This is a genomic window from Dinghuibacter sp. (genome assembly GCF_035492835.1).
In the GTDB taxonomy this organism is placed as follows: domain Bacteria; phylum Bacteroidota; class Bacteroidia; order Chitinophagales; family Chitinophagaceae; genus Dinghuibacter.
The window spans coordinates 1-20,645 of record NZ_DATJIY010000176.1 but is presented as its reverse complement, the minus strand read 5'-3'; the positions used below and the strand labels follow the sequence as shown (position 1 = coordinate 20,645).

At 58.4% G+C, this 20,645-nt stretch carries 18 protein-coding genes; 9 read left to right on the top strand and 9 right to left on the bottom strand.

Annotation, left to right across the window (positions count from 1 at the left end; all coding sequences use genetic code 11):
- A partial coding sequence (locus VL547_RS24145; protein ID WP_414648341.1) for a nucleotidyltransferase family protein occupies positions 1-151 on the bottom strand: 151 nt, incomplete at its 3' end.
- Positions 152-549: 398 nt separating this feature from the next.
- Between VL547_RS24145 and VL547_RS16675 the strand changes: the two genes are divergently transcribed.
- From VL547_RS16675 to VL547_RS16665, 3 genes are read left to right on the top strand one after another with little or no spacing between them, the layout of a single operon-like run.
- The gene (locus VL547_RS16675; protein ID WP_325579900.1) at positions 550-900 is read left to right on the top strand and encodes an arsenate reductase family protein; all 351 of its coding nucleotides are present in this window, start codon (positions 550-552) and stop codon (positions 898-900) included.
- 4 nt (positions 901-904) lie between these two features.
- A complete protein-coding gene (locus VL547_RS16670; protein ID WP_325579898.1) occupies positions 905-1,705 on the top strand; it encodes a helix-turn-helix domain-containing protein in 801 nt (266 codons plus the stop codon).
- Positions 1,706-1,734: 29 nt separating this feature from the next.
- Positions 1,735-3,240: an FAD-dependent monooxygenase gene (locus tag VL547_RS16665; RefSeq protein WP_325579896.1), complete on the top strand. Its 1,506-nt coding sequence runs from the start codon at positions 1,735-1,737 to the stop codon at positions 3,238-3,240.
- Positions 3,241-3,284: 44 nt separating this feature from the next.
- Here the strand turns inward: VL547_RS16665 and VL547_RS16660 are convergent, their stop codons facing one another.
- From VL547_RS16660 to VL547_RS16635, 6 genes are all read right to left on the bottom strand, one after another.
- A complete protein-coding gene (locus VL547_RS16660) occupies positions 3,285-3,839 on the bottom strand; it encodes a hypothetical protein (RefSeq protein WP_325579894.1) in 555 nt (184 codons plus the stop codon).
- A 72-nt stretch (positions 3,840-3,911) separates the two neighbouring features.
- A complete protein-coding gene (locus tag VL547_RS16655) occupies positions 3,912-6,035 on the bottom strand; it encodes a GH92 family glycosyl hydrolase (protein WP_325579892.1) in 2,124 nt (707 codons plus the stop codon).
- Positions 6,036-6,054: 19 nt separating this feature from the next.
- Positions 6,055-8,055, bottom strand: a complete 2,001-nt coding sequence (locus tag VL547_RS16650; RefSeq protein ID WP_325579890.1) for a T9SS type B sorting domain-containing protein — start codon at positions 8,053-8,055, stop codon at positions 6,055-6,057.
- An 11-nt stretch (positions 8,056-8,066) separates the two neighbouring features.
- The gene (locus VL547_RS16645; protein ID WP_325579888.1) at positions 8,067-9,851 is read right to left on the bottom strand and encodes a glycoside hydrolase family 2 protein; all 1,785 of its coding nucleotides are present in this window, start codon (positions 9,849-9,851) and stop codon (positions 8,067-8,069) included.
- On the bottom strand, positions 9,848-13,033 hold the full coding sequence (locus VL547_RS16640) for a TIM-barrel domain-containing protein (RefSeq protein WP_325579886.1): 3,186 nt from the start codon (positions 13,031-13,033) through the stop codon (positions 9,848-9,850). The genes VL547_RS16645 and VL547_RS16640 overlap by 4 nt, the downstream gene beginning before the upstream one ends.
- A gap of 79 nt (positions 13,034-13,112) precedes the next feature.
- Positions 13,113-13,451 (bottom strand): MmcQ/YjbR family DNA-binding protein, encoded by a 339-nt coding sequence (locus tag VL547_RS16635; protein WP_325579884.1) that lies wholly within the window; start codon positions 13,449-13,451, stop codon positions 13,113-13,115.
- A gap of 35 nt (positions 13,452-13,486) precedes the next feature.
- Between VL547_RS16635 and VL547_RS16630 the strand changes: the two genes are divergently transcribed.
- From VL547_RS16630 to VL547_RS16610, 5 genes are all read left to right on the top strand, one after another.
- Positions 13,487-15,793 (top strand): DUF2339 domain-containing protein, encoded by a 2,307-nt coding sequence (locus VL547_RS16630; protein ID WP_325579882.1) that lies wholly within the window; start codon positions 13,487-13,489, stop codon positions 15,791-15,793.
- A 46-nt stretch (positions 15,794-15,839) separates the two neighbouring features.
- Positions 15,840-16,118, top strand: a complete 279-nt coding sequence (locus VL547_RS16625) for a hypothetical protein (protein ID WP_325579880.1) — start codon at positions 15,840-15,842, stop codon at positions 16,116-16,118.
- Between the two features lie 61 nt (positions 16,119-16,179).
- Positions 16,180-16,815, top strand: a complete 636-nt coding sequence (locus tag VL547_RS16620) for a hypothetical protein (protein ID WP_325579878.1) — start codon at positions 16,180-16,182, stop codon at positions 16,813-16,815.
- Entirely contained in the window at positions 16,812-17,498 is a 687-nt protein-coding gene (locus VL547_RS16615; RefSeq protein ID WP_325579876.1) for a response regulator transcription factor, read from the top strand. The genes VL547_RS16620 and VL547_RS16615 overlap by 4 nt, the downstream gene beginning before the upstream one ends.
- 2 nt (positions 17,499-17,500) lie before the next feature.
- Complete coding sequence (locus VL547_RS16610) at positions 17,501-18,829, top strand: sensor histidine kinase (protein ID WP_325579874.1); 1,329 nt, start codon at positions 17,501-17,503, stop codon at positions 18,827-18,829.
- Here the strand turns inward: VL547_RS16610 and VL547_RS16605 are convergent.
- A complete protein-coding gene (locus VL547_RS16605; protein WP_325579872.1) occupies positions 18,810-19,175 on the bottom strand; it encodes a response regulator in 366 nt (121 codons plus the stop codon). The genes VL547_RS16610 and VL547_RS16605 overlap by 20 nt on opposite strands.
- 215 nt (positions 19,176-19,390) lie before the next feature.
- Between VL547_RS16605 and VL547_RS16600 the strand changes: the two genes are divergently transcribed.
- Complete coding sequence (locus tag VL547_RS16600) at positions 19,391-20,302, top strand: helix-turn-helix domain-containing GNAT family N-acetyltransferase (protein ID WP_325579870.1); 912 nt, start codon at positions 19,391-19,393, stop codon at positions 20,300-20,302.
- Between the two features lie 17 nt (positions 20,303-20,319).
- On the opposite strand, the gene VL547_RS16595 is transcribed toward VL547_RS16600, so the two are convergent.
- The gene (locus VL547_RS16595) at positions 20,320-20,562 is read right to left on the bottom strand and encodes a hypothetical protein (RefSeq protein ID WP_325579868.1); all 243 of its coding nucleotides are present in this window, start codon (positions 20,560-20,562) and stop codon (positions 20,320-20,322) included.
- Positions 20,563-20,645: the final 83 nt, after the last annotated feature.

Below are 20,645 nucleotides of genomic sequence, written 5' to 3'. Positions count from 1 at the left end.
TGAACTCTACAGCGACGTCAACGTCGCTTTTTTCCGTCGCCTCACCGCGCGCATACGAGCCAAAAACACCCAGGCTGGAAATTGGATATTTCCGCTGCAACTCGGGCTTAAACGCCCTGAGCTTTTCCAGGATAGTTTCCAACGTATACATTAGCTGCAAGTTACATTAAAATTTCGGGCTAAAGAAGTGACCGAAAGGTCACCTCGGTGTTTTACGGTTTGTTTTACAGTCTCTTCATAAACGTTTGACCTACAATGCTGGTTCGAATCCAGGTCGGGCAACAAAGCCTGGTAGCAGGCAGATGAAACCAGCCGCGAATGCGGCTGGTTTTTTTATGCACGGGCGGAAACGGCCGAGCTTGCTCGGACGGGGCCGTACGAGCATAAAAAAGCCCCGCAGGGGCTTCATCTGCCTGCGGGCTGGATTTGGGTAATGCAAATGCGTCGATGGATCACCGCAGCCGCGCCGCGCCGGAGGTAATCCAGGTCGGGCAACAAAGCATGCCCCTTGTCTTATCCCGAAGTATCTTCGTGTAGAATACTCCCGCTATGCCCAAAATCTACCACCTCTCCACCTGCACCACCTGCCAGAGAATCCTAACAGAAATAGACGCCCCGGCCAGGGGCTTCGACCTGCAAGACATCAAAACGGAGAATATAACCGCCGCGCAGCTGGACGAGCTCAAGGAAAAAGCGGGTTCCTACGAAGCCCTCTTCAGCCGGCGCGCCTTGAAATACAAGGAATGGGGACTGAAGGACAAAGCGCTCACCGAAAACGACTACCGGGATCTGATACTGAAGGAGTATACATTTTTGAAGAGGCCGGTGGTGGTGGCGGGTGGAAAGGTTTTCATCGGCAGCGACAAGAAGACGGTGGAAGAATTGAAAACAAAGATATGACGCGATGCGCCACCAGGAATTCCCCCCTCCCGAGGGTCTGAAAGACACCATAAAATGCTTCTGGCAAAATACGAGGGACAATGAAACACGTTTCGAGGTGCTCCCCGATGGCTATGCCGAGATCATCTTCCATTTTGGAAACGGTTGTAGCATCGAAAGCAAAGAAGCATTGCATCCGCTGCCGTCCCCCTTCATGATGGGACTGCTCAACCAGCCTGTCGTTTTCCACACGAAAGATCGCTTTGAGGTCATCGGCATCCGGTGTTTTCCCTGGACGGTATTCGACCTGCTCGGGCTGCCATCGGGCAAAGACGGCGTACGCGCCTTTGAGCATCCGATCGCCGCATTGCAACCGACCCTGAATGAATGCGTCGAAGCCGGCAAGATAAAGGAGGCGCTGGACCAGGTAATAAGATACTTCGAAGACTTGCGGTCGCACGTCGCGATCGACAGTATGCTGTTCAAGGCAGGCGCCGCTATGAGGAAAGCCAATGGCGCCCTGCCCGTAAGCCAGGTAGCGTCGGCGGCCTACGCGACGGTGCGCACCCTGGAAAGGAATTTCAAACAGGCTTCGGGCCATACCGTTAAAGACGTAAATAGCTTGATGCGCTTTGAGCAAGTGCGCAATCATCTATGGAACCATCCGGACACTAACCTGGCTGGCCTGGCGCAGGAGCTGGGGTATACGGATCAGTCCCACCTGAGCAGGGAATTCAAGCGGTTTAGCGGCGCTACGCCCGGGGCATTCGCGCGGAAATCAAAGCGGGACAGGCATGACGATTTTGTCGCGTTTGTACAAGCCTAGGACAGCGGTATCCCGGAACTTTGTGCCCTATGAAAGATGTCATTATTTCCGGCGCAGGCCCCGTGGGGCTGTTCCTCGCCTGTGAATTGGCCCTGGCCAACTGTTCCGTCCTTATTCTCGAAAAATCGGAGGACCCGCGCTCGCCCCTCAAACAACTCCCGTTCGGGATTCGCGGGCTTTCCGCGCCTACCATCGAGGCGCTTTACCGTCGGGGAATGCTAGACGAGCTCCAAATACACAAACGCCTTAAGAACCCCCACCAAAATGCCAAACAGGGACCCCGCCGCCAGGTGGGGCACTTCGCGGGCATACCGTTCCATGAAGGGGACATCGATACCTCGGGATGGACGTATCGCCTGCCGGGCCCGACAGCTCCCAGCCTGATCTCCGAAATGGCGGAGCTTGAAACCATATTCACCCGCAGGGCGGAAGCCCTTGGCGTGGAAATCCGGCGTGGCTGTCCCATCACGGGCTTTGACCAGGCCGCCAATGGCGTAACAGTACGGGCAGGGGATCAGACCTTACAATCCATGTGGCTCGTTGGTTGCGACGGCAGCCGCAGCATCGTCCGCAAGTCCGGCGGTTTCGAATTCGCCGGCACCGAGCCGGAATTCACCGGTTATACCGTCCAGGCCGATATCCTCGACCCGGAGAAGCTCAAGCCCGGCCGTGTCGTGACCTCATCAGGCATGTACATGCAGTCCCAACCAGGCTACATCATCATCCAGGACTTCGACAATGGTGAATTTCATGATGCAGGACAACCGATCACGCTAGAGCACCTGCAAGCGGTCCTACGCCGCGTCTCGGAAACGGACGTTACCATTAACACTTTGCATATCGCGACCACCTGGACCGACCGGGCGCGGCAGGCTACCGCTTATCGCAACGGCCGGGTGCTCCTAGCCGGCGACGCCGCGCATATCCATGCGCCCCTGGGAGGCCAGGGGCTGAACCTTGGGCTGGGCGACGCCATGAACCTTGGCTGGAAGCTCGCCGCAGCCATCCAGGGCCATGCGCCGGAAAGTCTATTGGACAGCTACTATACCGAAAGGTACCCCATTGGCGTCCAGGTGCTGGACTGGTCGCGCGCCCAGGTCGCCATCATGAGACCGGACCCGGATGCCCGCGCATTGAACGCCATCGTCAGGGACCTCATGAACACGCGCGACGGCGCCACCTATTTTGCCGGAAGGGTGTGGGGTATTTTCACACATTACGACCTCGGTGGCGGCCATCCGCTGGAGGGGCGTAGCGTCCCCGATTTCGAGCTCGAAGATGGCACGAGGATAGGGGAACATATGCACGACGGCCTGGGTATCCTGCTTGATTTCGGCGCGAACAACCCGCTCAAGGCCCTGGCCGGTGAGTACGGCGGCCAGATAAGGTATGTTTCATGCCGCGCTAAAGATCAGCTGGGCTTGGGCGCCACACTCATACGCCCGGACGGGATCATCGCCTGGGCCACCGGCGACGACCAGGAAACAAATGGCCTTAAAGAGGCCGCCGGGCAATGGTTTGTCAGGCGAGACTAGCCAATATGTATTGACCGCCGCAATAACCGCCTCGTCGATACCCCTCAAGCCCCGTCCCGCACGCGAGTCTCTTCCTTCGCCGGCATATGCCTCACATAATGCGCCAGCTGTATCAACGCGATAACCGCGTCCGTAAGGCTAAACGGCATCAATACGAAACTGGACCTCGTCACAATGGTCCGCTTTCCATGGTGGAAAAAAACGCATAGCTCGGGATGCGCCACCCCGGGTTCGGACATCAGTATGATGAGCGTACCCCGGTAACCAAATAACCCGGAGGGCGTCCTTATATAGGCCAGGTCGAAAAATGAGGTTTGCATGCAACCACCGCCAATCGGGGCGACCCAGGTGCCGCTGACCTTGCCCGTGCCGGGTGGGGCGCCAATCTTTTCCCACCAGTCCCCTTTTTCGAATACCCGCTGCAGCGAAGGATCGGTAAAGAAAATATTCGACGCGAACGCGGGACGCAGCTCGTCGAAATCCTTCCGGATAAAATTGACCACATCCACATTGGCCCGTTCGGGCAAACGGATCGAATACGCCCGGGGATCGTTGTCATCCAGGAAGTGCAGGGCCGTATTACATTCGGAATGTCTCATCGGTAATGCAATTTGATTAGACATCCAAATTACCATGACCCCTCCCCAATGTCAATCCCGATTTTCTGGTATTTATTGTGACGTATGAACCATAAGCGTCCCCCCTTTCCTCAACACCGAATCCTGTACAAAGTACCCGCTAACACGACGCCCATCAACATCGATCGAGGTTATCCGCCGTCCGTTCCCCGACCGCGTGACCGTAAAGATCGAACCCGCATGGATCACGACCTTGTCGAACATCGGCACCGACACGATATAGGCCGGGTCCGCCGGCGAAAACGGGTAGAAACCCATCGCGTTGAAGACATACCAGGACGACATTTCACCGGCATCGTCCATACCGGCGTATGCCAGACCGTACTTACCCATTCCGTAAAAATGGTGGAGGATGCTGTCCAGGATCGTCTGGGCTTTGTCCTGCCGGTTGGCGTAGTAATACATGAACGGCGTGCTGTGGTCGGGTTGGTTCCCCTGGCAGTACTGGCCGATAAACCCGGAGATATTGTACGCCTCCACCCCATCCCAGGGGATCGTAAAGAGCGAATCCAGCTTTTTTTCCAGGCCGCGGGGACCACCGTATAGATTCGCAAGACCGACCGGGTCCTGGGGCGCGAAGAAAGACGACTGCCAGGCATTGGCTTCCCGGTACATATATTCATAATAGGGGAATTCCGGGTCGAACGGCGTTACCCATTCCCCGTTGGCCAAACGCCCCCGCATAAACCGGGTTACCGGGTCGAATACGTTTTTGAAATTGCCAGTCCGGCCCATCAGCATCCGGTAGTTCGCGGTATCGCCCAGGGCCTTTGCCAGCAGAGCGACGGCGTAGTCGTCATAGGCGTACTCCAGCGTCTTTGTCGTGCCCGCTTTGGCGACGGTTTCGATGACCGGGTGCTCGACCACGGGTGTGGAAACATACCCCTTGTCTATGTATTCCTGTATATAGGGACGCGTGCCGCCCTCGACCGTGGCGTTGCGTAAGAGCAGGTGATATGCGCTTTGCACGTCATACCCCCTGATCCCCCGCAGGTAGCTCCCCGCGATAAACGGGGCGGCGTGATCTCCATGGAAAAACGTCGGCATGAACCCCGTCTTCTCACCTTTGTCGATCAACGAGCGGATGACATCCCGGGCCACGTCCGGGGTCAACAACCCCAGCAGCACATCCTTGTTCCGGTAGTCGTCCCATAGGGACGGCTCGGTATAATAGTTGAACCCCTTGTTGACTACCTTCCCCGCCTTATCCGTAAAATCCCCATTGACGTCACTCCTCAGCGCGGGCCACAGGAACGACCGGTACAGACAGGAATAGAAAATACTTTTCGACCGTTCGGTCCCGCCGGTTACCTGGACCTTCGACAACAAATCCTCCCACGTTTGATCCGCGTCGAGCCGGACCTGGGCAAAGGATTTACCGGCCATTTCCCTTTCCAGGTTCTGACGGGCATTCTCTACGCTGACGAACGAAAAGCCGATCCGGAGCTCCAACGGCCCCGGCGCCGATACAAAATGCACGACCGGCACCGGCCGGTTGCTGGCGGCGGTGGAGTCGATACCGGAAAGGGCATGGTTGGCGACCGCATAGAAATATATCTTTTCGGACGCCTCCTGGAACCCGGCAAACACGTGCGCGTCCACTCGTGAAATGTCCCACCGGCGAACCCTCTCGTTGGACATCGACAAATCGGCTACGACCGATTCCGGGGCTCCCGAAGGGAATGTATACCTATGGAAAGCGCACCGTAACGTGGACGTCAGCTCCGCGTTGATGCCATACCGCGTAAGATACACCTGGTAGTAACCCGGGTGCGCGCTTTCCCGGTCGTGCGTATACCCCGACCGGTAGTCGTTACCCGAAAAGCCGCCGGTGACGGGCAGCAGCGGCACATACCCCAGGTTCCAGTGCCCTTTGCTGGTGTGGGCAAAACCATAGATCACCGTATCCTCGTACTGGTAACCCGACCCGCTGTGAAACTGCGTTACCGGTGTCAGCTGCACCATCGCGTTGGGGACCGAAGCGCCCGGGAACACCTCCGCGCCCCAGGTTCGATGCGTCGGTTTAAACCCGATGTCGGCGCTGTCCCAAAGGGTTGCCGTTCCCAACAAGGGGTTGACATAATCCACGGGCCGCTTTTGCGCGCCAGCCCCCAGCGCGATACAACACAGCAACAGAAAGGCCGAACTCCTGATCATATCCGTCTTTTGCCCAAAGCTAACGGATCAGGGCCACAAACCCCTTCCGCTGCACCCACTTCTTGACCAACGGATCATCATAGACGACCATCCATACATAGGTGCCGATCGGCTGGAGTTTACCCTGGCAGGTCCCATCCCAACCCACATTACTATCGTTTGTTTGGAATATGACCTTCCCCCATCGGTCATAGATCGAAAACCGCTCTATGCTTAGGGGCAACGGTATCCGATAGACGTCGTTGTGCCCGTCCCCATTGGGCGTAAAGGCGTCGGGCATGACGAAGCCATAAAATACCTCTACCTTTTCCGGGGCCGAGGAGGCGCAGCCGGGTCCGTTGACCATTGTAAGGGTATACGTCGTCGTATACACCGGTGACGCCACGGTCTGCAACTGGTTGGGTTCGCCAAGATACGCGACCGGCTCCCAGGTAAAGGAGGTATAGTCACCGGTAACGACCGGGTGCAACAAGGCGGACCCGCCCTTGCCGATCACCGTATCGGCTGTCAGCCGTATCATCGGTGTATCGTATACCGTGAGCGGTACGGCGCCGGAGCTGGCCGGCATCGTACACCGCAGGCTGCTGGTCATGGTGACGCCGACGACATCCCCGCCGTGTAAGGCAGCCGTCGTGAATGTTGGGGCATCGCTTCCCGCCGGCCGGCCGTCGACCGTCCAGGCAAAAACCGGCGCGGCGCCTCCATTCGCGGGGGTCGCGGTAAATTCCACCGGCGAGCCTTCACAGACCACGGCAGGTAACGCGGCGGCGGAAACCGACGCCGCGATATCCGGGATCGTCTGCACCGATACGGTATTGCTCTGCGCGGTCGGCGTCGTGACACACACGTAACTGCTGGTCATCATACATTGGACCTGGTCTCCCTGCGCCAGCGCGCCACTGAACACCTGACCCGTCCCCACGGGCGCTCCATTGACCGTCCAGGCATAAGCCGGTATCGTTTCCGTGCCGCTGCCCGACGCGGTAAAGGTTGCTACGGAATCCGCGCAGAGCGGGTTCGGGGACATATCGATGCTCACGGCCGGAGTTTCCACAGGTAACACGACGGCGGAGTCCGGTGCTGAGGCAACGAAACAGGCTGCGTTGGAAATATTGCCCGCTTCCGCTGTAGCAAGCCGGTACCAATAACTGCCTACCGCGGTGGGCGTAGTGTTATACGTCAATGCCGTCGCACCCGGCACGTTTTGCCAGGTGGCGCCCCGATCGGCGCTTTGTTGCCATTGATAGGCGGTGGAAGCATAGCACCCGCCTACGATCCCGGTCATCTGCAAAACGTTGGCAGGATCGGTACAGAACATCGCGCTGTCGGCTCCGTGCCCGGCCATGCTGATCTTCACCGTAGGCCCCGATGTGCGGAAAGTGATATCGTCGAGACCGAGGTCGTTCCCATAGCCCCCTGGCCCGGTATTGATCATTTTCAAAACAACGGACGTCACCCCTGGCGGAGTGGTGAAATAAAACGCGTACTGTTTCCACTGCGCGGGGTTCGCAAAGCCAATATCGCCCGTGCTTCCGGTGGCGATAGCCGTTCCATCGGTTTGTTCTATAGTGAAGGTGATGTTGGGGTCGAGCTCGCCGGCGTGAGAGGCCATATTGACTACCCATGCGGCGAACTGGTAGGTCGTGTTGGCGCAAAGTCCGCTCACCGTTTGGTTATAGAATTGATTGGGGTTGGTGGAGGCATTGATCAGCATGTAATAGCCGTTGAGATCTCCCGTATGGTCCGGGACGTTAACCAGCCAATCGCCGGGATAACAATTCGAACCGGATTGATGGACGATCGCATACCCTCCGTCAGCTGGGTTCGTACCGGACTGCTGCGGGCATAGGCTCTGCTGATAGGTAAGGTTGGTGATCCCGGCGGTCAAAGCGGGACCGTAGGTAGCGGTCCCCGACCCGAAGGTGTATTGGACAATCGGGTCGCCGAGGCCACCCTGACACGATTGGGCGCGGCAGAACAATGGCAGGGTGAGGATAAGCAGTAAGGTCAGCGGTTTCATTCATACGGAAATTAAGGAATTTCCGAGTAGTACTTTTTTAATATCCAAAATGCCTTCTTTTTCTGTCCCGCGTGGGAAACCAGCCCTTTGTTGTTCCACCCGTCCTGGTAGAGCGGGTTATTGCGTTTCGGGCTTCTGAAGTCGACCAGGACCCACGGCGAAATACCCGTGAAATTGTCCGGCATGTGGCGCAGCATCGCTACCTGCTCCCGATAGTACCAGGCCTGGTACTCTTCGCTCCAGCGGGTGAGCGAATCGGCGTGGTAGCCGCCCAGGGCCTCGGCCCCGGTTTCGCTGATGAACAGCGGCTTGTCATAGATCGTCCGCCAGCGCGCGGTGGCGCAGGCGGAGGGTAGGCCCCCGTACCAGCCCAGGTATTCGTTAAACGCGACCAGGTCCACGTATTGCCCCAGCGGGTCGTCAACCACGTGCTCTTTGGCGCCGGAAGAGTAGTTCACCTCGAGGGCCGCCGATACCAGCCGGGATGAGTCCATCCGGTGGGCGGTGGCGATCAGCCGCCGCATAAAATCGGTGCGGACGGGGCTGACGGGTGTTTCGTTCCCCACGGACCAGACGATGACGCTGGCGCGGTCGTGATCCCGGGTAATCATCTCGCGCAGTTGGGCCTCCGCTTTGTCATAGACCGCCGGGTTGCCGAAGTCGATGGTCCAGTACACCGGTATCTCCGACCAGACCAGGATACCCAGCGAGTCCGCCATGCGCGTCATGGTTTCGTCGTGCGGGTAGTGCGCCAGCCGGACCATATTACAGCCGAGCTCCCTGGCCAGCCCCAGCAAGTGCGCGGCGTCCGCCCGGGAGAAGGCCCGGCGCGGTCCGGAAGCCATTTCGCCGTGAATGCAAATGCCTTTCAGGAAAATAGGTTTGCCGTTGAGAAGCAGCCGGCGCCCATCCGCCACGATCGTACGGAAACCGATCTTGTCGGTCACGCTGTCCGCGCCAGCCCGAACGACTACGCGATACAGCCTCGGAGATGCGGGGGACCATAGCTGAAGACCCGGGGCGGAAAGACGCACAAGCGCACTATCGCCGGGGAATGTCTGCCGGACATGCAGCTCCGGAATGGACACCGTCACGGAAGCCGCGCCCGGCGCCCGCACGCACCCAACGATATCGGAGCCCGCCAGGTGAAGATCGAAGTCCCGCACGAATACCGGCGGAACTTCCACCAGGCGGACGTCCCGGGTGATCCCGCCATAGTTCCACCAATCCGTATTCAACGTGGGGACCTCGTCCGCGTATCGTTTATTGTCGACCTTGACCACCAGAAAATTCCCGGTCGGTCTCAGGAGCGAATCCGGCACTTCAAAATCGAACGGCGTGAATCCGCCTATATGCATCCCCAGCTTCACCCCGTTCAGGTATACGTCCGCCCGGTAGTTGACGGCGCCGAAATATAAAAAGATCCGGTCTCCCGAAACGGCTTTGTGAAAATCGAACGACTTCTTATACCAGACCGTACCCTCGTAGTACAGGAATTTCGGGTCCTGGTGGTTCCAGTCGCCCGGCACCATCAGGGTGTACTTGTCAGCATACCCGTATTCCACCTTGTCGGTTTTGTTCAACGGGACGTCCGGATTCCAATAAGCATTCCGGTCACCGCGTCTCATTTCCTGGTACCGGTAGTCATAGAAACCCGTCCCGTAAGGGTCGACGATGTACTGCCACCGCCCGTCCAGGCCCACCGTTCGCCGGGACGGAATATCCGTTATCAAGGGCGCCTGCGCAGCCGCCGCACCGCAGGAAACGCAGCAGAGCGCGATCAAAAACGATTTCATAAGCGAATGGATATTTTTTTGCCTTTATACGAAATCACGCGCATCGTCGAACCGACCGTCACGGTAAATCGGCGACTGGCGGGCATCCCCGGGAAAGCACCGCGACGATCGGACACCGTGAGCGTCCTTGACCGTTCATCCCACGTAAAATCGATCGTCGAATACTTCCCCTGTTCATAGTCATAGGAATCTCCTTCATCCTCGTACAGGGTAAACGAGGCGTCCGCGCCGGGGTACACCCTCACGCCCAAGTCATCCCATTTGCGTTCGGAAGCATATTGCACCGCGGGCCCCCACGGCAGGATGGTCCCGGCCCGAACATACAGCGGGATGATCCCGAGCGGTGTCGCGCGCATAACCGTCGTCCCGCCTCGAACCACGATGCCGGTCCAGAAATCCACCCAATCCGCACCGGCGGGCAGGTAGACCGGCTGCACGGCGGCGCCCTTGTCGGTTACCGGGCAAACCAGCAGCGAATGCCCGAACATATACTCGTTGTCGATATCGTACACCAGCGTGTCCGACGGAAAGTCCATGTACAGGGCCCGCATGAACGAACCGCCCGCGGAGGTCACCCGCCAGGCCGTGCTGTAGAGGTACGGCAGCAAGGAATACCGCAGTTCGATGAACCGCTTTTGGATGTCGTATATGCTGTCACCCGGCGCGCCGAACTGGTAGATTTCACGGGGTATGGCGGTGCCATGCGACCGCATCATCGGCGTAAACGTGGCAAACTGCAGCCACCGCGTATAGAGCTCCTGGAACGCGGGGTTATGCGCGCCCCCGCCGGCGACGAACGCGTTTGCAAAGAAGCCGCCGATATCCGTGTTCCAATACGGGATGCCGCTCAGCGACAGGTTGAGCCCGGCGGGGATTTGCGTCCGGAGGACCTTCCAGTCGGAGACCACATCCCCGCTCCAGTTGCAGGAGCCGTAGCGTTGCTGACCCATGAACGCCGATCGCGTCAGGATCACCACACGTTTTGCGGACGTCGTCGCCCGCTGATGATCGTATACTCCCGAGATATGCGCCAGCGGGAAGGCATTCTGCACGCTCCGGTAGGTCCCCAGGTTGGTGTGCAGGTCGAAGTCCTTTTCACTCACGTTGGTATGATCCGGCTCCGAAGAGTCCAGCCACCAGGCGTCTACACCCAGGGAAAACACCCCCGAGTCCAGGTACCGCCAGTATATATCCCTTGCCTGCGGGTTATAGACGTCGTAGGGGCGGACGCCGGTATTCGACGGATAAACATCGAAGTCGAGGAGCATATGCTTCGACTTGAATTCCGCGTATTGCGGCGTCAGCGGTCCGAATCCCGGCCAGGCCACGACAAAGAGATGCGCGTGGAGATCGTGGACCGTATCGACCATAGCTTTTGGCCGGGGAAAACGAACGGGGTCGAAACGCATCGCGTTCCAATTGGAGTCGGTCCCCCAATATTGCCAGTCCTGTATGATGCCGTCGAGCGGCACTTTCAGATCCCGGTACCGCCTCACCACATCCGTCAGCTCGAACTGCGTCTTGTAGCGTTCCCTCGACTGCAGGAAACCAAAAGCCCAAAGCGGGAACAAGGGCGACTGCCCGGTCAGGTCGCGCAGCTGGCGAACCACGCCGTCGGCGCTCCCCCCATACATGAAATAGTAGTCGGCCCCTTCCGCGACAGAAGACTCGAAAGCCGTTTCCTGCCGATTATCGGTGAATTCGGTAGCGGACTCATTGTCCCAGAAAAGTCCGTATCCTTTTATAGACTGAAAGAACGGCAGGCATATCTTCATGTTCTCCTGCGCTAACCGCACCCGCGTGCCCCGTTGATCGAGACGGCCGTTCTGTTGCTGCCCCAGGCCGTAGATCGGTTCGTTCCGGTCGAGCAGGAACGCCTGGCGGACCAGCTGCGAACCGTCGGGGTTTGGCGAGAACTGCGTCCCCCACTCCTTCTCTGTCAACAGCTCTACCGTGGCGCTCCTGAACGAAACCCTGCCCGTGCGCAAATCCATCATCACCATCAACGAGTCCGACCGGAGCGTCACCCGGTCGCCGTCCACGGCAACCCGCACCGCCACCGAATCCGGCCGCTTTACCACCGAGAGCCCGGCCGCCGGCGCCCAGCGCTCATACTTGACTACCCGGACGATCGAGGGCGAATAAAATCGGATTTCGTTGGTTATTCCCTTCACCGTAACCCGCACGCCGGAAGGAATCTGCGTCAGCGAATCCTCCGCATATGCCCAGTCACCCGTGTGGACATCGATCTTCCACGGCCTCGGCGCCGGCACCGACAGCCGGCCGCCGCCGATCCGCACCGGCATCCACAAATAGCCCGACTCCCATTGCGTCCGCGGCTTCCATATGTCTCCCATAAAGACCACCGTCGTATCGCGGCTCCCCGCCACCTTCAGCATCATCGTCGATTGCGCGCCATACGTCCGGGATTCGGGCGGTGCGATGTCGTGGAAGGCAGACCAGGGGCCCTCGAGCGACGTCGCGGTGGCGTACTTGTTGGGGTTGGGGTTCCAGCCCGTGAGGGCAGAGCCGATGGCGTAGTACAGTCCGCCATAATGTACGATGGCCCCGCCTTCCATGTGCTCCGGGATCAGGCACATCTCCTTGTCTATGCTAAGGTAGTCGGCGGCGTTGAGCCGCGCGATCCGGAATCCGAACGGCCGGTCCTCGAACACCAGGTAGGCGGTTCCGTCATCGTCGATGAACTGGCCGATGTCCCGGCTTTCATGCCCCAGCGGCCGGAAGCTCTTGACATAGGCGAACGGCCCTTCCGGCCGGTCGCTCGTGGCGATACCCACCCGCGCGAGCTTATAGCTCCGGTCGTCGAGGTGGAAATACATCACGTATTTTTTGGTGGGCGCGTTGTAATAGACCTTGGGTCTTTCCAGCACCCAGTAGGCGCCCAGTCGCTCCGGGTCGTCCAGGGTCAGGGCATTGCCCAAAAAGGTCCAATGCATCAGGTCGCCGGACCGGTAACAGCTGACAAAGCGTTTGGCGGTATCGAGCCCGCGGCTGCGTTGTTCACCATACCAATAATACACATCGCCGACCTTTAGGATACCGCCGCCGTGGGCCTGTATATGGTTCCCATCCGCATCCGGCCACGATTTACCGGGTGCGATCTGCGCGCTCAGCGTGCTGACGCATACGAGCGTTAGGAAAAAAGCAATCGAACGGATCATGCCCCAAGTTATTGCAAAACCTCGAGTATCCGCCTCAGAGTCCCTCGCGCTCCGCCAGATCCTTACGCGCCGCGCACCCTCACAGCACCTCGCGCACCTTTTTGGGCAGGCTGTCCCGTACGAGCTCGTAGGAATGGTCTATCTGCTCGTGCAACAGCTTCCGCGGCAACGTCATAAACACCGTGTTCCAGTGCTTTTTGTTCATATGCCAACCCGGTATGATCTCGCCGTACCTTTCCCGCAGCTCGATCGCCCGCTCCGGCTCGCACTTGGCGTTGAACCGGTCATTTTGCTCCAGGTCGCAGATGAGGAATATTTTCCCCCCGACCTTGAATACCATCGCCTGGTCCCCAAAAGGGAATTCTTCCACCGCCCCCGGTTTGCCGAGGCAGTATTCGCGTAGTTCTTCGACGTTCATTGTACCATAAATGTAAAAAACACTATCTTATGCAAATGGAATTCTTGCTGCTGATTCTGCTTGTCTTCCTTATCTGGGTCCTCGTGATCGTCACCTCGGGCAACAAACGCATCATCGCCCTCCAGGACGAGCTCGACGCCCTCCGGGAAGACCTCAAAAAATGGCGCTCCGCACCCGAGGCGCCGCGTGCCGCCCCGGAGCCGCCGACACCGCGCCCGTCGCCCCAAGCCCCCACCACACCACAGCCCGCCGTCCCACCGATCACCGCGAACGCACCCGCCCAAAAAAACGCGGCCGCCGCCGCCGCGCCCCCGGCGCCCGACGACGCCCCGGAGGTCTCCGCCTTCCGCCGCTGGCTCCGCGACAACCCCGACATGGAGCGCTTTATCGGCGAAAACCTCTTCAACAAGATCGGCATCGCCATCCTCGTCCTGGGCATCGCTTTCTTCGTGAAATACGCCATCGACCAGGAATGGATCGGCGAAATCGGCCGCGTCGCCATCGGTTTCGTGTGCGGCGCCCTCCTGCTGTTACTCGCGCACCGCGTCCGCAAGGGTTACCACTCGTTCAGCTCGGTCCTCGTGGGTGGCGGGTTGAGCGTGTTTTATTTTACCGTCGCCTTTGCCTTTCATCAATACCACCTGATCAGCCAGATACAGGCCTTCGCCGGCATGGTCCTGGTCACCGCGCTGGCCATCGTCCTGTCCATCGGATACGACCGGCTTGAGCTGGGCATCCTGGCCACCCTGGGCGGCTTTGTGACGCCCTTCCTGGTCAGCAACGGTCAGTCGAACTACCAGGTCCTGTTCACCTATCTCTGTATCCTCGACACCGGTCTGATCATACTGGCCTATTACAAGAAATGGCGTTCGCTGAATTTCCTCGCCTTTTTCTTCACCCAGCTGATATACCTGGGCTGGATCGTCGACGCCCCGAAGGCGGCGCCGATGGGTACGTTCGTATACGGCGCGGTGTTCTATGTCCTGTTCCTGGTGATGAACGTCATCCATCACGCCGTCAGGAAAAGCCGTCTGCTGGCCTTCGACTTCATCATCCTGCTTACGGTCAACCTGGCGTTCTACGGGGCGGGATATTATCTGCTCGGGCCGGCGGGGTTCGCACAGGACCGGGGTGTTTTTACCTTGATACTGGGGGTGATCAACCTGGTTCTGACCTGGCTTTTCCTGCGCCAAAAGACGATCGACCGCAATTTCGTCTATCTCCTGATCGGCCTTACCCTCACCTTCCTCTCGATGGTAGCGCCCATCCAGCTGAAGGCGCACTACATCACCCTGTTCTGGGCCGCGGAAGCGGTGGTGCTTTTCTGGTTGTACCAGAAGTCTTTTATCCGCCTGTTAAAGATCGCTTCCGTGCTGATCTCGATCCTGGCGCTCGTCAGCCTGCTCATGGACTGGACGAATGTGTATGTGCATGTCCCCGCGGTCGTTGTCAACCCAGGTTATGCCACGGGCATTTTTTGCGCCTCGTGTCTGCTCCTGACGCGGTTCCTTGCCCAAAGGGAAGGAGACCTCTACTATCTGGGCGGCATCACCAACCGGCAGTTCCGCAGGGCGCTCCTGGTCGCTGCGTTGTCGTTGTACTATGTCAGCGGCGCGCTGGAGCTGTATATCCAGTGTACCGGCCGCCTGGCGGACAAAAACGTGGAGCTGCTCTACCTGACGCTCTATACTACCGCCTTCAGCCTCTTCCTGTTCCTCTGGCTCCCCCGTCTGAAGCCAGAGCCCGCGATGCTCCTGCTCGTACCCGTGGTACCCTTTGTGGCATACCTGTCGAACGCGGCCGTCGCCTATGCCATGGAAGTCCAGCTGCTGACGAGCGGCGCCGGGCGGGCGCACTTCTGGGCCAACTGGGCGGACGACCTGCTCCTGCTGGTATTGCTGGGTGCAACCATCCGGTACATCCGGCGGCGCCAGGAGGTTTTCAAACCCCTCCTGGCGGGTCTGACCTGGCTCATTTCCGGGGCGTTGGTAGCCCTGCTCAGCCTCGAGCTACAGCACCTTTTCGTTTGGATATGCTATACCGGTCCGGCATCGGTCGAACACACCGCGGACCTGTACGGCAAGGCCGGTCTCAGCATTCTGTGGGGTGTCTGCGCCTTCACGCTGATCTCCATCGGTCTGTCGCACCGGTTCAAGCCCTTGCGCATTATCGCGCTTTTCCTTTTCGGGATGACGCTGTTGAAACTTTTTTGCTACGACATCATCGACATCCCGCCGGCGGGCAAGATCATCGCCTTTATTCTGTTAGGGATACTGTTGCTGGTCATTTCCTTCATGTATCAACGATTGAAAAAAATCCTCCTCCAGGATGAGGTCTCTTAAATGTTAAAGCGAGTGGTTTTGGCATACTACTGGCTTTATGCGGGGTATGAACCGAAAAACACCTTACACCTTATTTTTCACCTATGACGCTAACGACCACGCCCTGAAATTTCCGTTAAAGGCCGAGTGCGAGCAAACGGAACCAGGCATATTCACGGTGCGGGATATCCGCCCGGAAATGCTGAACGACGGTTCCCTGCTTCCGCCGATCCGCCTGACCAGAAAGGACGGCGCCTGGGTTTTCCTGGACAATGGCCAGGAAAGCAACCTCAGCGCGAGCATCGGACGTGCCATCGACGAGCACCCGGATCTCGGCCGCGATTGACGAACACCGCTGGCCACGCCACCGACGAGTCCCGCTAACCCGGATTCCGTATCTTTAGTCAATGGTAAAAGGAATACTGGGGTTAGCGCTCCTGGTGCTCGTGACCATCCCGTCCATCCGATGCACCACGCCCCGGCATAAAGGACAACTCGGTCCGGAAAAGACCTGGACTACCGTAGGTGTCATAAAAGGGTTTACCGCGAACGCCCACCTCGACATCAACGCCGTCGAGCTCCGGGTTCCCGGCGGCGCCGTATCGGAGCTCGACTTCTACCCCCACAATGCATCGGCCGTCATCGCCGGGGCCGGCCCCGGCGACTCGGTACGGGTGACGTTTGCCGAACACCGCCTACACAGCCTCCGGAACCTCCAAAGCGGCAGGGAAATTGCTGTGGATCAGTGGGCAACACCTATGGATATCCCCCCCAACCGGCGGGCGGAGTATTTCACTATACAACACCCCGATATCGTCCTAAACCCAAAAGGGAATATCGTCGCTCTCCGCAGTGGGCGGCGGCTGTTCCATTTTAAAGCCGGGTCGGTCGATGACCTCCGGCCCTTTTTCAAGAACAGTCCGCAACTGGGTCTTTCCGCCGTCTGGCGGGACGACCAGTTCGGATTTGTCAACATCAACCATGATACTGTCTATGTTGTACTGAGCGTGACGGCTGACAGCAAAACATTTCTTGTCCGATGAAGATATTGTTGATCGAAGACGAATCAAAACTGGGGCAATTTCTCTGTGACGGACTGGCCTTGGCGGGACACGTTTGCGAGCACTATACCGACGGCGCGGAAGGCCTGAAAGCCGCCATGACGGGAGAATACGACCTCATCATCCTGGACCTCATGCTACCCAGCATGAGCGGCCTGGACATACTCAGCAGCCTGCGGCGCTCCCGCAACCAGGCGCCCGTGCTCGTGCTCAGCGCCCTGGGCGACCCGGACAAGGTCATCCAGGCCCTCGACCTCGGCGCCATCGACTATATGCGCAAACCCTTCAACTTCGACGAAATGCTGGCCCGGATCAGGACCATCCAACGACGGAGCAGCTTCCTGCAGCCAACCGACCAGATTGCGGTCGGGGACTTGCAGGTCAATTTTCGCAGCCGGGAAGTCACCCTGTCGGAAAAACGCGTCAACCTGTCGAACCGGGAATTCGCGCTCCTGGAGTTCCTGCTGAGTCATCCCAACCAGGTCGTCACCAAGACTCAGATCCTGGAGAAAATATGGGACATCAACTTCGACCCCGGCAGCAACATCGTGGAGGTCCATATGTACCAGCTCCGCAAGAAGATCGACAAGGATTCGGACCAGCCGCTGATCCAAACGGTCATCGGGCGGGGATACCTCTTAAAGGGAGACGTCATCAAATGCTAGGCATGCGGTTGGGCATCAAACTGAAAATAACGCTGGCCTTCAGCGCCGTTTTCATACTGCTGAGCTTTTTATTCAACATCATAGGCTACCAGCGCATCCGCGGCATGCTCATAGCCGACAGCAACCGCTATCTGCTGACGCAGGCGCAGGCCCTGCTGGACAAGACGGAGATCGATCCGGCCATCATCCCCCTCCCCGACAAAAGCCAGTTCATCCGCGTGCTGTACCGCGCGAACGGGAATTCCAGGGTAGTCTTCGAAACACCGGGCGTCCTATCCCGCATACCCACCCCCAACGCCACGGGCGTCAAGGATACGCTCGGCATGCGCGTGGCCTATGTACGAGGCGCCGCCGGCGCGGAAGACACCCCCCCGGAGCTCGTGCTGGCGGTCACCGACACCCAGCTTCAGCACAACCTCCGCGTACTGCTCGGCATGCTGTTCGTGAGCAGCATCCTCAGCGTCCTCATTTCCGGGCTGGTTTCCTATCTGCTGGCCCTCATCCTGCTGTTGCCGCTGCAGCGCATCATCCACGCCGCCCGGAACATCAGCACCAACATCCTGCGCGATCCCATCCCCGTGAACGGCGCCGGAGACGAGCTCCACGAGCTAAGCGTCACCATCAACGACATGATCCGGCGGATCAACGAATCCCTCCAACAACAACAGAACTTTTTTGCGTCGGCGTCACACGAGCTAAAAACGCCGCTGGCCATCCTCCGTACTGAACTCGAGGTGGGGCTGCGTAAACAGGGCCTCGAAGAAGGACTCCGCCAGTTGCTGAGCAACCAGCTCGAAGAGATCAGCCGGCTCCAGGAAATCGTCAACGAATTCCTCGTCGTCAGCCAACTCCGGGTGGGCTCGCCTTCCATCTACCGGCAGCCCTTCGACATGTCGGTGCTGGTCGTAAAGGTGTTTAACCAATTGCTCCCCCTGCTACGGCAGAAGAACCTGGAACCCATTATCCGTTTTGACGAAGAGGCCGCCGACTTCACCATCCTGGCCGACCAGGACAAGATGCGGATCGTCCTGCTCAACTTGCTCGAAAACGCCGCCAAATACGGCGTACACAACACGGCCATCACCTGCAAGGTGGTAAAGACGGAAACTGAAATGGCCGTCCGGTTCACCAACATCACTACGTCCGAGAAAATAAATACGGAAAACCTGCAGGTGGCCTTCTATCGCTCCGACCTGGTACAAAAGGGCGCAGGCCTTGGGTTGTGGCTGAGCAACGAGATTATCCGGTTACACGGGGGGGATATTCAATTGTCGAGTAGCAACCACCGCTTTACGGTGACGATCCGGTTGTCTACGGAACAAACCGGTTGACCATGGAGATGAGGCTGTCGATGTTGAAGGGCTTGGCCAGGAATGCGTCGGCGCCGGCCTGCCTGGATAATTCCTCGCCCCCGTCGACGCCGGTGAAATAGACAACAGGAATGGCACGGGTGGCCTCATTGGATTTCAAGAGCTGTGTCGCTTCGATCCCATTGCGGGCGGGCATGCGGTGGTCCATGAAAATCACGCCGGGTAAAAAATCCTTAACCACCTCCAGCAGAACGTCCGTATTCCATAAAACCAATACGTCATACCCCCTGTTTGTCAATACCAACTTACAAATCGATAAATGATCCAAGTCGTCGTCCACCAGTAAAATCTTCCTGGAATCAGGCATGCCGGTTCCTTTTGGCCGTAAATTTATGGGGTCGGTACCCTTCTGCATCCCCCACACCTGCATATGAAGAAAAATTAATTTCGCATGCGTCACTTATCATCGACAGCCCGTTATTGTGGACAAAATTCCCCACGCATCATCTACTCCAAATCCGCTCAGGTAAAGGCTTTGGGGATATAGTTGATTTTGTCAACCATATGAGGTATCTTTGTTGCATGCATCATAAGACCATAGCCGACATACGCGCCTTCAACCGTTTCTATACCGGGTTCCTGGGCCTGCTCGACCGCTATCTCCTGGACAGCGGCTTCAGCCTGCCGGAAGCGCGTATCCTATTCGAGATCAGCCGGGGGGAAGGCGTTCAGGCCTCGGACATCGTAGACCTTGTGGGTATAGACAAGGGGTATCTCAGCCGTATCCTGGAGGGATTTGTATCCAGGAAGCTCGTACTCCGCCGCCGCTCCGAAGCCGACGGACGCAAGATGCATATCTTCCTGACCGACAAGGGGCGCCGGGAATTCGATAAGCTCGATCGGGCTTCGGACAACCAGCTTAGGGAATTGTTGAAAGACTTATCGCCCGGCCGCTGGAGCGCGCTGAAAGAACACATGGAGGGCATCACCGCCATCCTATCGCGCAAACCGCCCGAGGTCGGCATCCGCACCGGGCTCCAGCCGGGAGACATCGGCTACCTGACCTATCTCCACGGCCGTTTGTACAAGCTGGAATGCGACTACGGTCTAAGCTTCGAGGCATACGTCGCCCAGGGTCTGGCCGAGTTTTACCACCAGTATGATCCCGATCGCGATCGCGTCTGGGTCTGTGAGCACCAGGGACGGATGGTCGGCTTCCTGTTGCTGATGCATCGGGGAAGCCGCAGCGCTCAATTGAGGTATTTTATACTGGAGCCCGCTTTCCGCGGTCTCGGTCTTGGTAAGAAATTGATGGCCCTCCTGGTCGCCTTTGCCCGGGAAAAGGGGTACGATCACGTCTATCTCTGGACCACCCACGAGCAGGAGACCGCGATCGCGCTCTACAAGCGGCATGGTTTTGTCCTCACCGAGGAGAAACCGTCTACCGGGTTCGGGAAGGCGCTCCGCGAGCAGCGGTTCGACCTGGTCCTTTAAATACCGGGCGCCGCCGCTCAAGCCAACAGCTCGTCGATGGTCTCGGCGATCGCCCGGAGCAAATCGATCGCCGGCGGCTTATCCGTCGACTCCGGCGGCATAATTGCCCTGAAGGCGCCCTCCTCGTCCCTTTCGAAAAAAACGGTCACCCCGTCGACGTCGACTGCCAGGCGATGGATAAATCCCAGGACCTGCAGGTTGGTTTCGAACGCCCGCTCATCGCCTTTGTACATTACCGGCAGAAGAAAGGGTTCGTTCATCGGCCGCCGGTTTTACGCCAGTCCCACACGACCATATCCCAGTCTTGTACAGGCCCGCTGAATGTTTCGACCACTTCGAATCC

What these genes read in the sequence shown, in the direction of transcription:
- VL547_RS16605 (WP_325579872.1), bottom strand. Translation starts at nt 19,175, where the DNA reads ATGCCTGATTCCAGGAAGATTTTACTGGTGGACGACGACTTGGATCAT.
- VL547_RS16625 (WP_325579880.1), top strand. Translation starts at nt 15,840, where the DNA reads ATGAACCGAAAAACACCTTACACCTTATTTTTCACCTATGACGCTAAC.
- VL547_RS16630 (WP_325579882.1), top strand. Translation starts at nt 13,487, where the DNA reads ATGGAATTCTTGCTGCTGATTCTGCTTGTCTTCCTTATCTGGGTCCTC.
- VL547_RS16670 (WP_325579898.1), top strand. Translation starts at nt 905, where the DNA reads ATGCGCCACCAGGAATTCCCCCCTCCCGAGGGTCTGAAAGACACCATA.
- VL547_RS16640 (WP_325579886.1), bottom strand. Translation starts at nt 13,033, where the DNA reads ATGATCCGTTCGATTGCTTTTTTCCTAACGCTCGTATGCGTCAGCACG.
- VL547_RS16650 (WP_325579890.1), bottom strand. Translation starts at nt 8,055, where the DNA reads ATGAAACCGCTGACCTTACTGCTTATCCTCACCCTGCCATTGTTCTGC.
- VL547_RS16660 (WP_325579894.1), bottom strand. Translation starts at nt 3,839, where the DNA reads ATGAGACATTCCGAATGTAATACGGCCCTGCACTTCCTGGATGACAAC.
- VL547_RS16600 (WP_325579870.1), top strand. Translation starts at nt 19,391, where the DNA reads ATGCATCATAAGACCATAGCCGACATACGCGCCTTCAACCGTTTCTAT.
- VL547_RS16595 (WP_325579868.1), bottom strand. Translation starts at nt 20,562, where the DNA reads ATGAACGAACCCTTTCTTCTGCCGGTAATGTACAAAGGCGATGAGCGG.
- VL547_RS16675 (WP_325579900.1), top strand. Translation starts at nt 550, where the DNA reads ATGCCCAAAATCTACCACCTCTCCACCTGCACCACCTGCCAGAGAATC.
- VL547_RS16610 (WP_325579874.1), top strand. Translation starts at nt 17,501, where the DNA reads ATGCGGTTGGGCATCAAACTGAAAATAACGCTGGCCTTCAGCGCCGTT.
- VL547_RS16615 (WP_325579876.1), top strand. Translation starts at nt 16,812, where the DNA reads ATGAAGATATTGTTGATCGAAGACGAATCAAAACTGGGGCAATTTCTC.
- VL547_RS16645 (WP_325579888.1), bottom strand. Translation starts at nt 9,851, where the DNA reads ATGAAATCGTTTTTGATCGCGCTCTGCTGCGTTTCCTGCGGTGCGGCG.
- VL547_RS16655 (WP_325579892.1), bottom strand. Translation starts at nt 6,035, where the DNA reads ATGATCAGGAGTTCGGCCTTTCTGTTGCTGTGTTGTATCGCGCTGGGG.
- VL547_RS16665 (WP_325579896.1), top strand. Translation starts at nt 1,735, where the DNA reads ATGAAAGATGTCATTATTTCCGGCGCAGGCCCCGTGGGGCTGTTCCTC.
- VL547_RS16620 (WP_325579878.1), top strand. Translation starts at nt 16,180, where the DNA reads ATGGTAAAAGGAATACTGGGGTTAGCGCTCCTGGTGCTCGTGACCATC.
- VL547_RS16635 (WP_325579884.1), bottom strand. Translation starts at nt 13,451, where the DNA reads ATGAACGTCGAAGAACTACGCGAATACTGCCTCGGCAAACCGGGGGCG.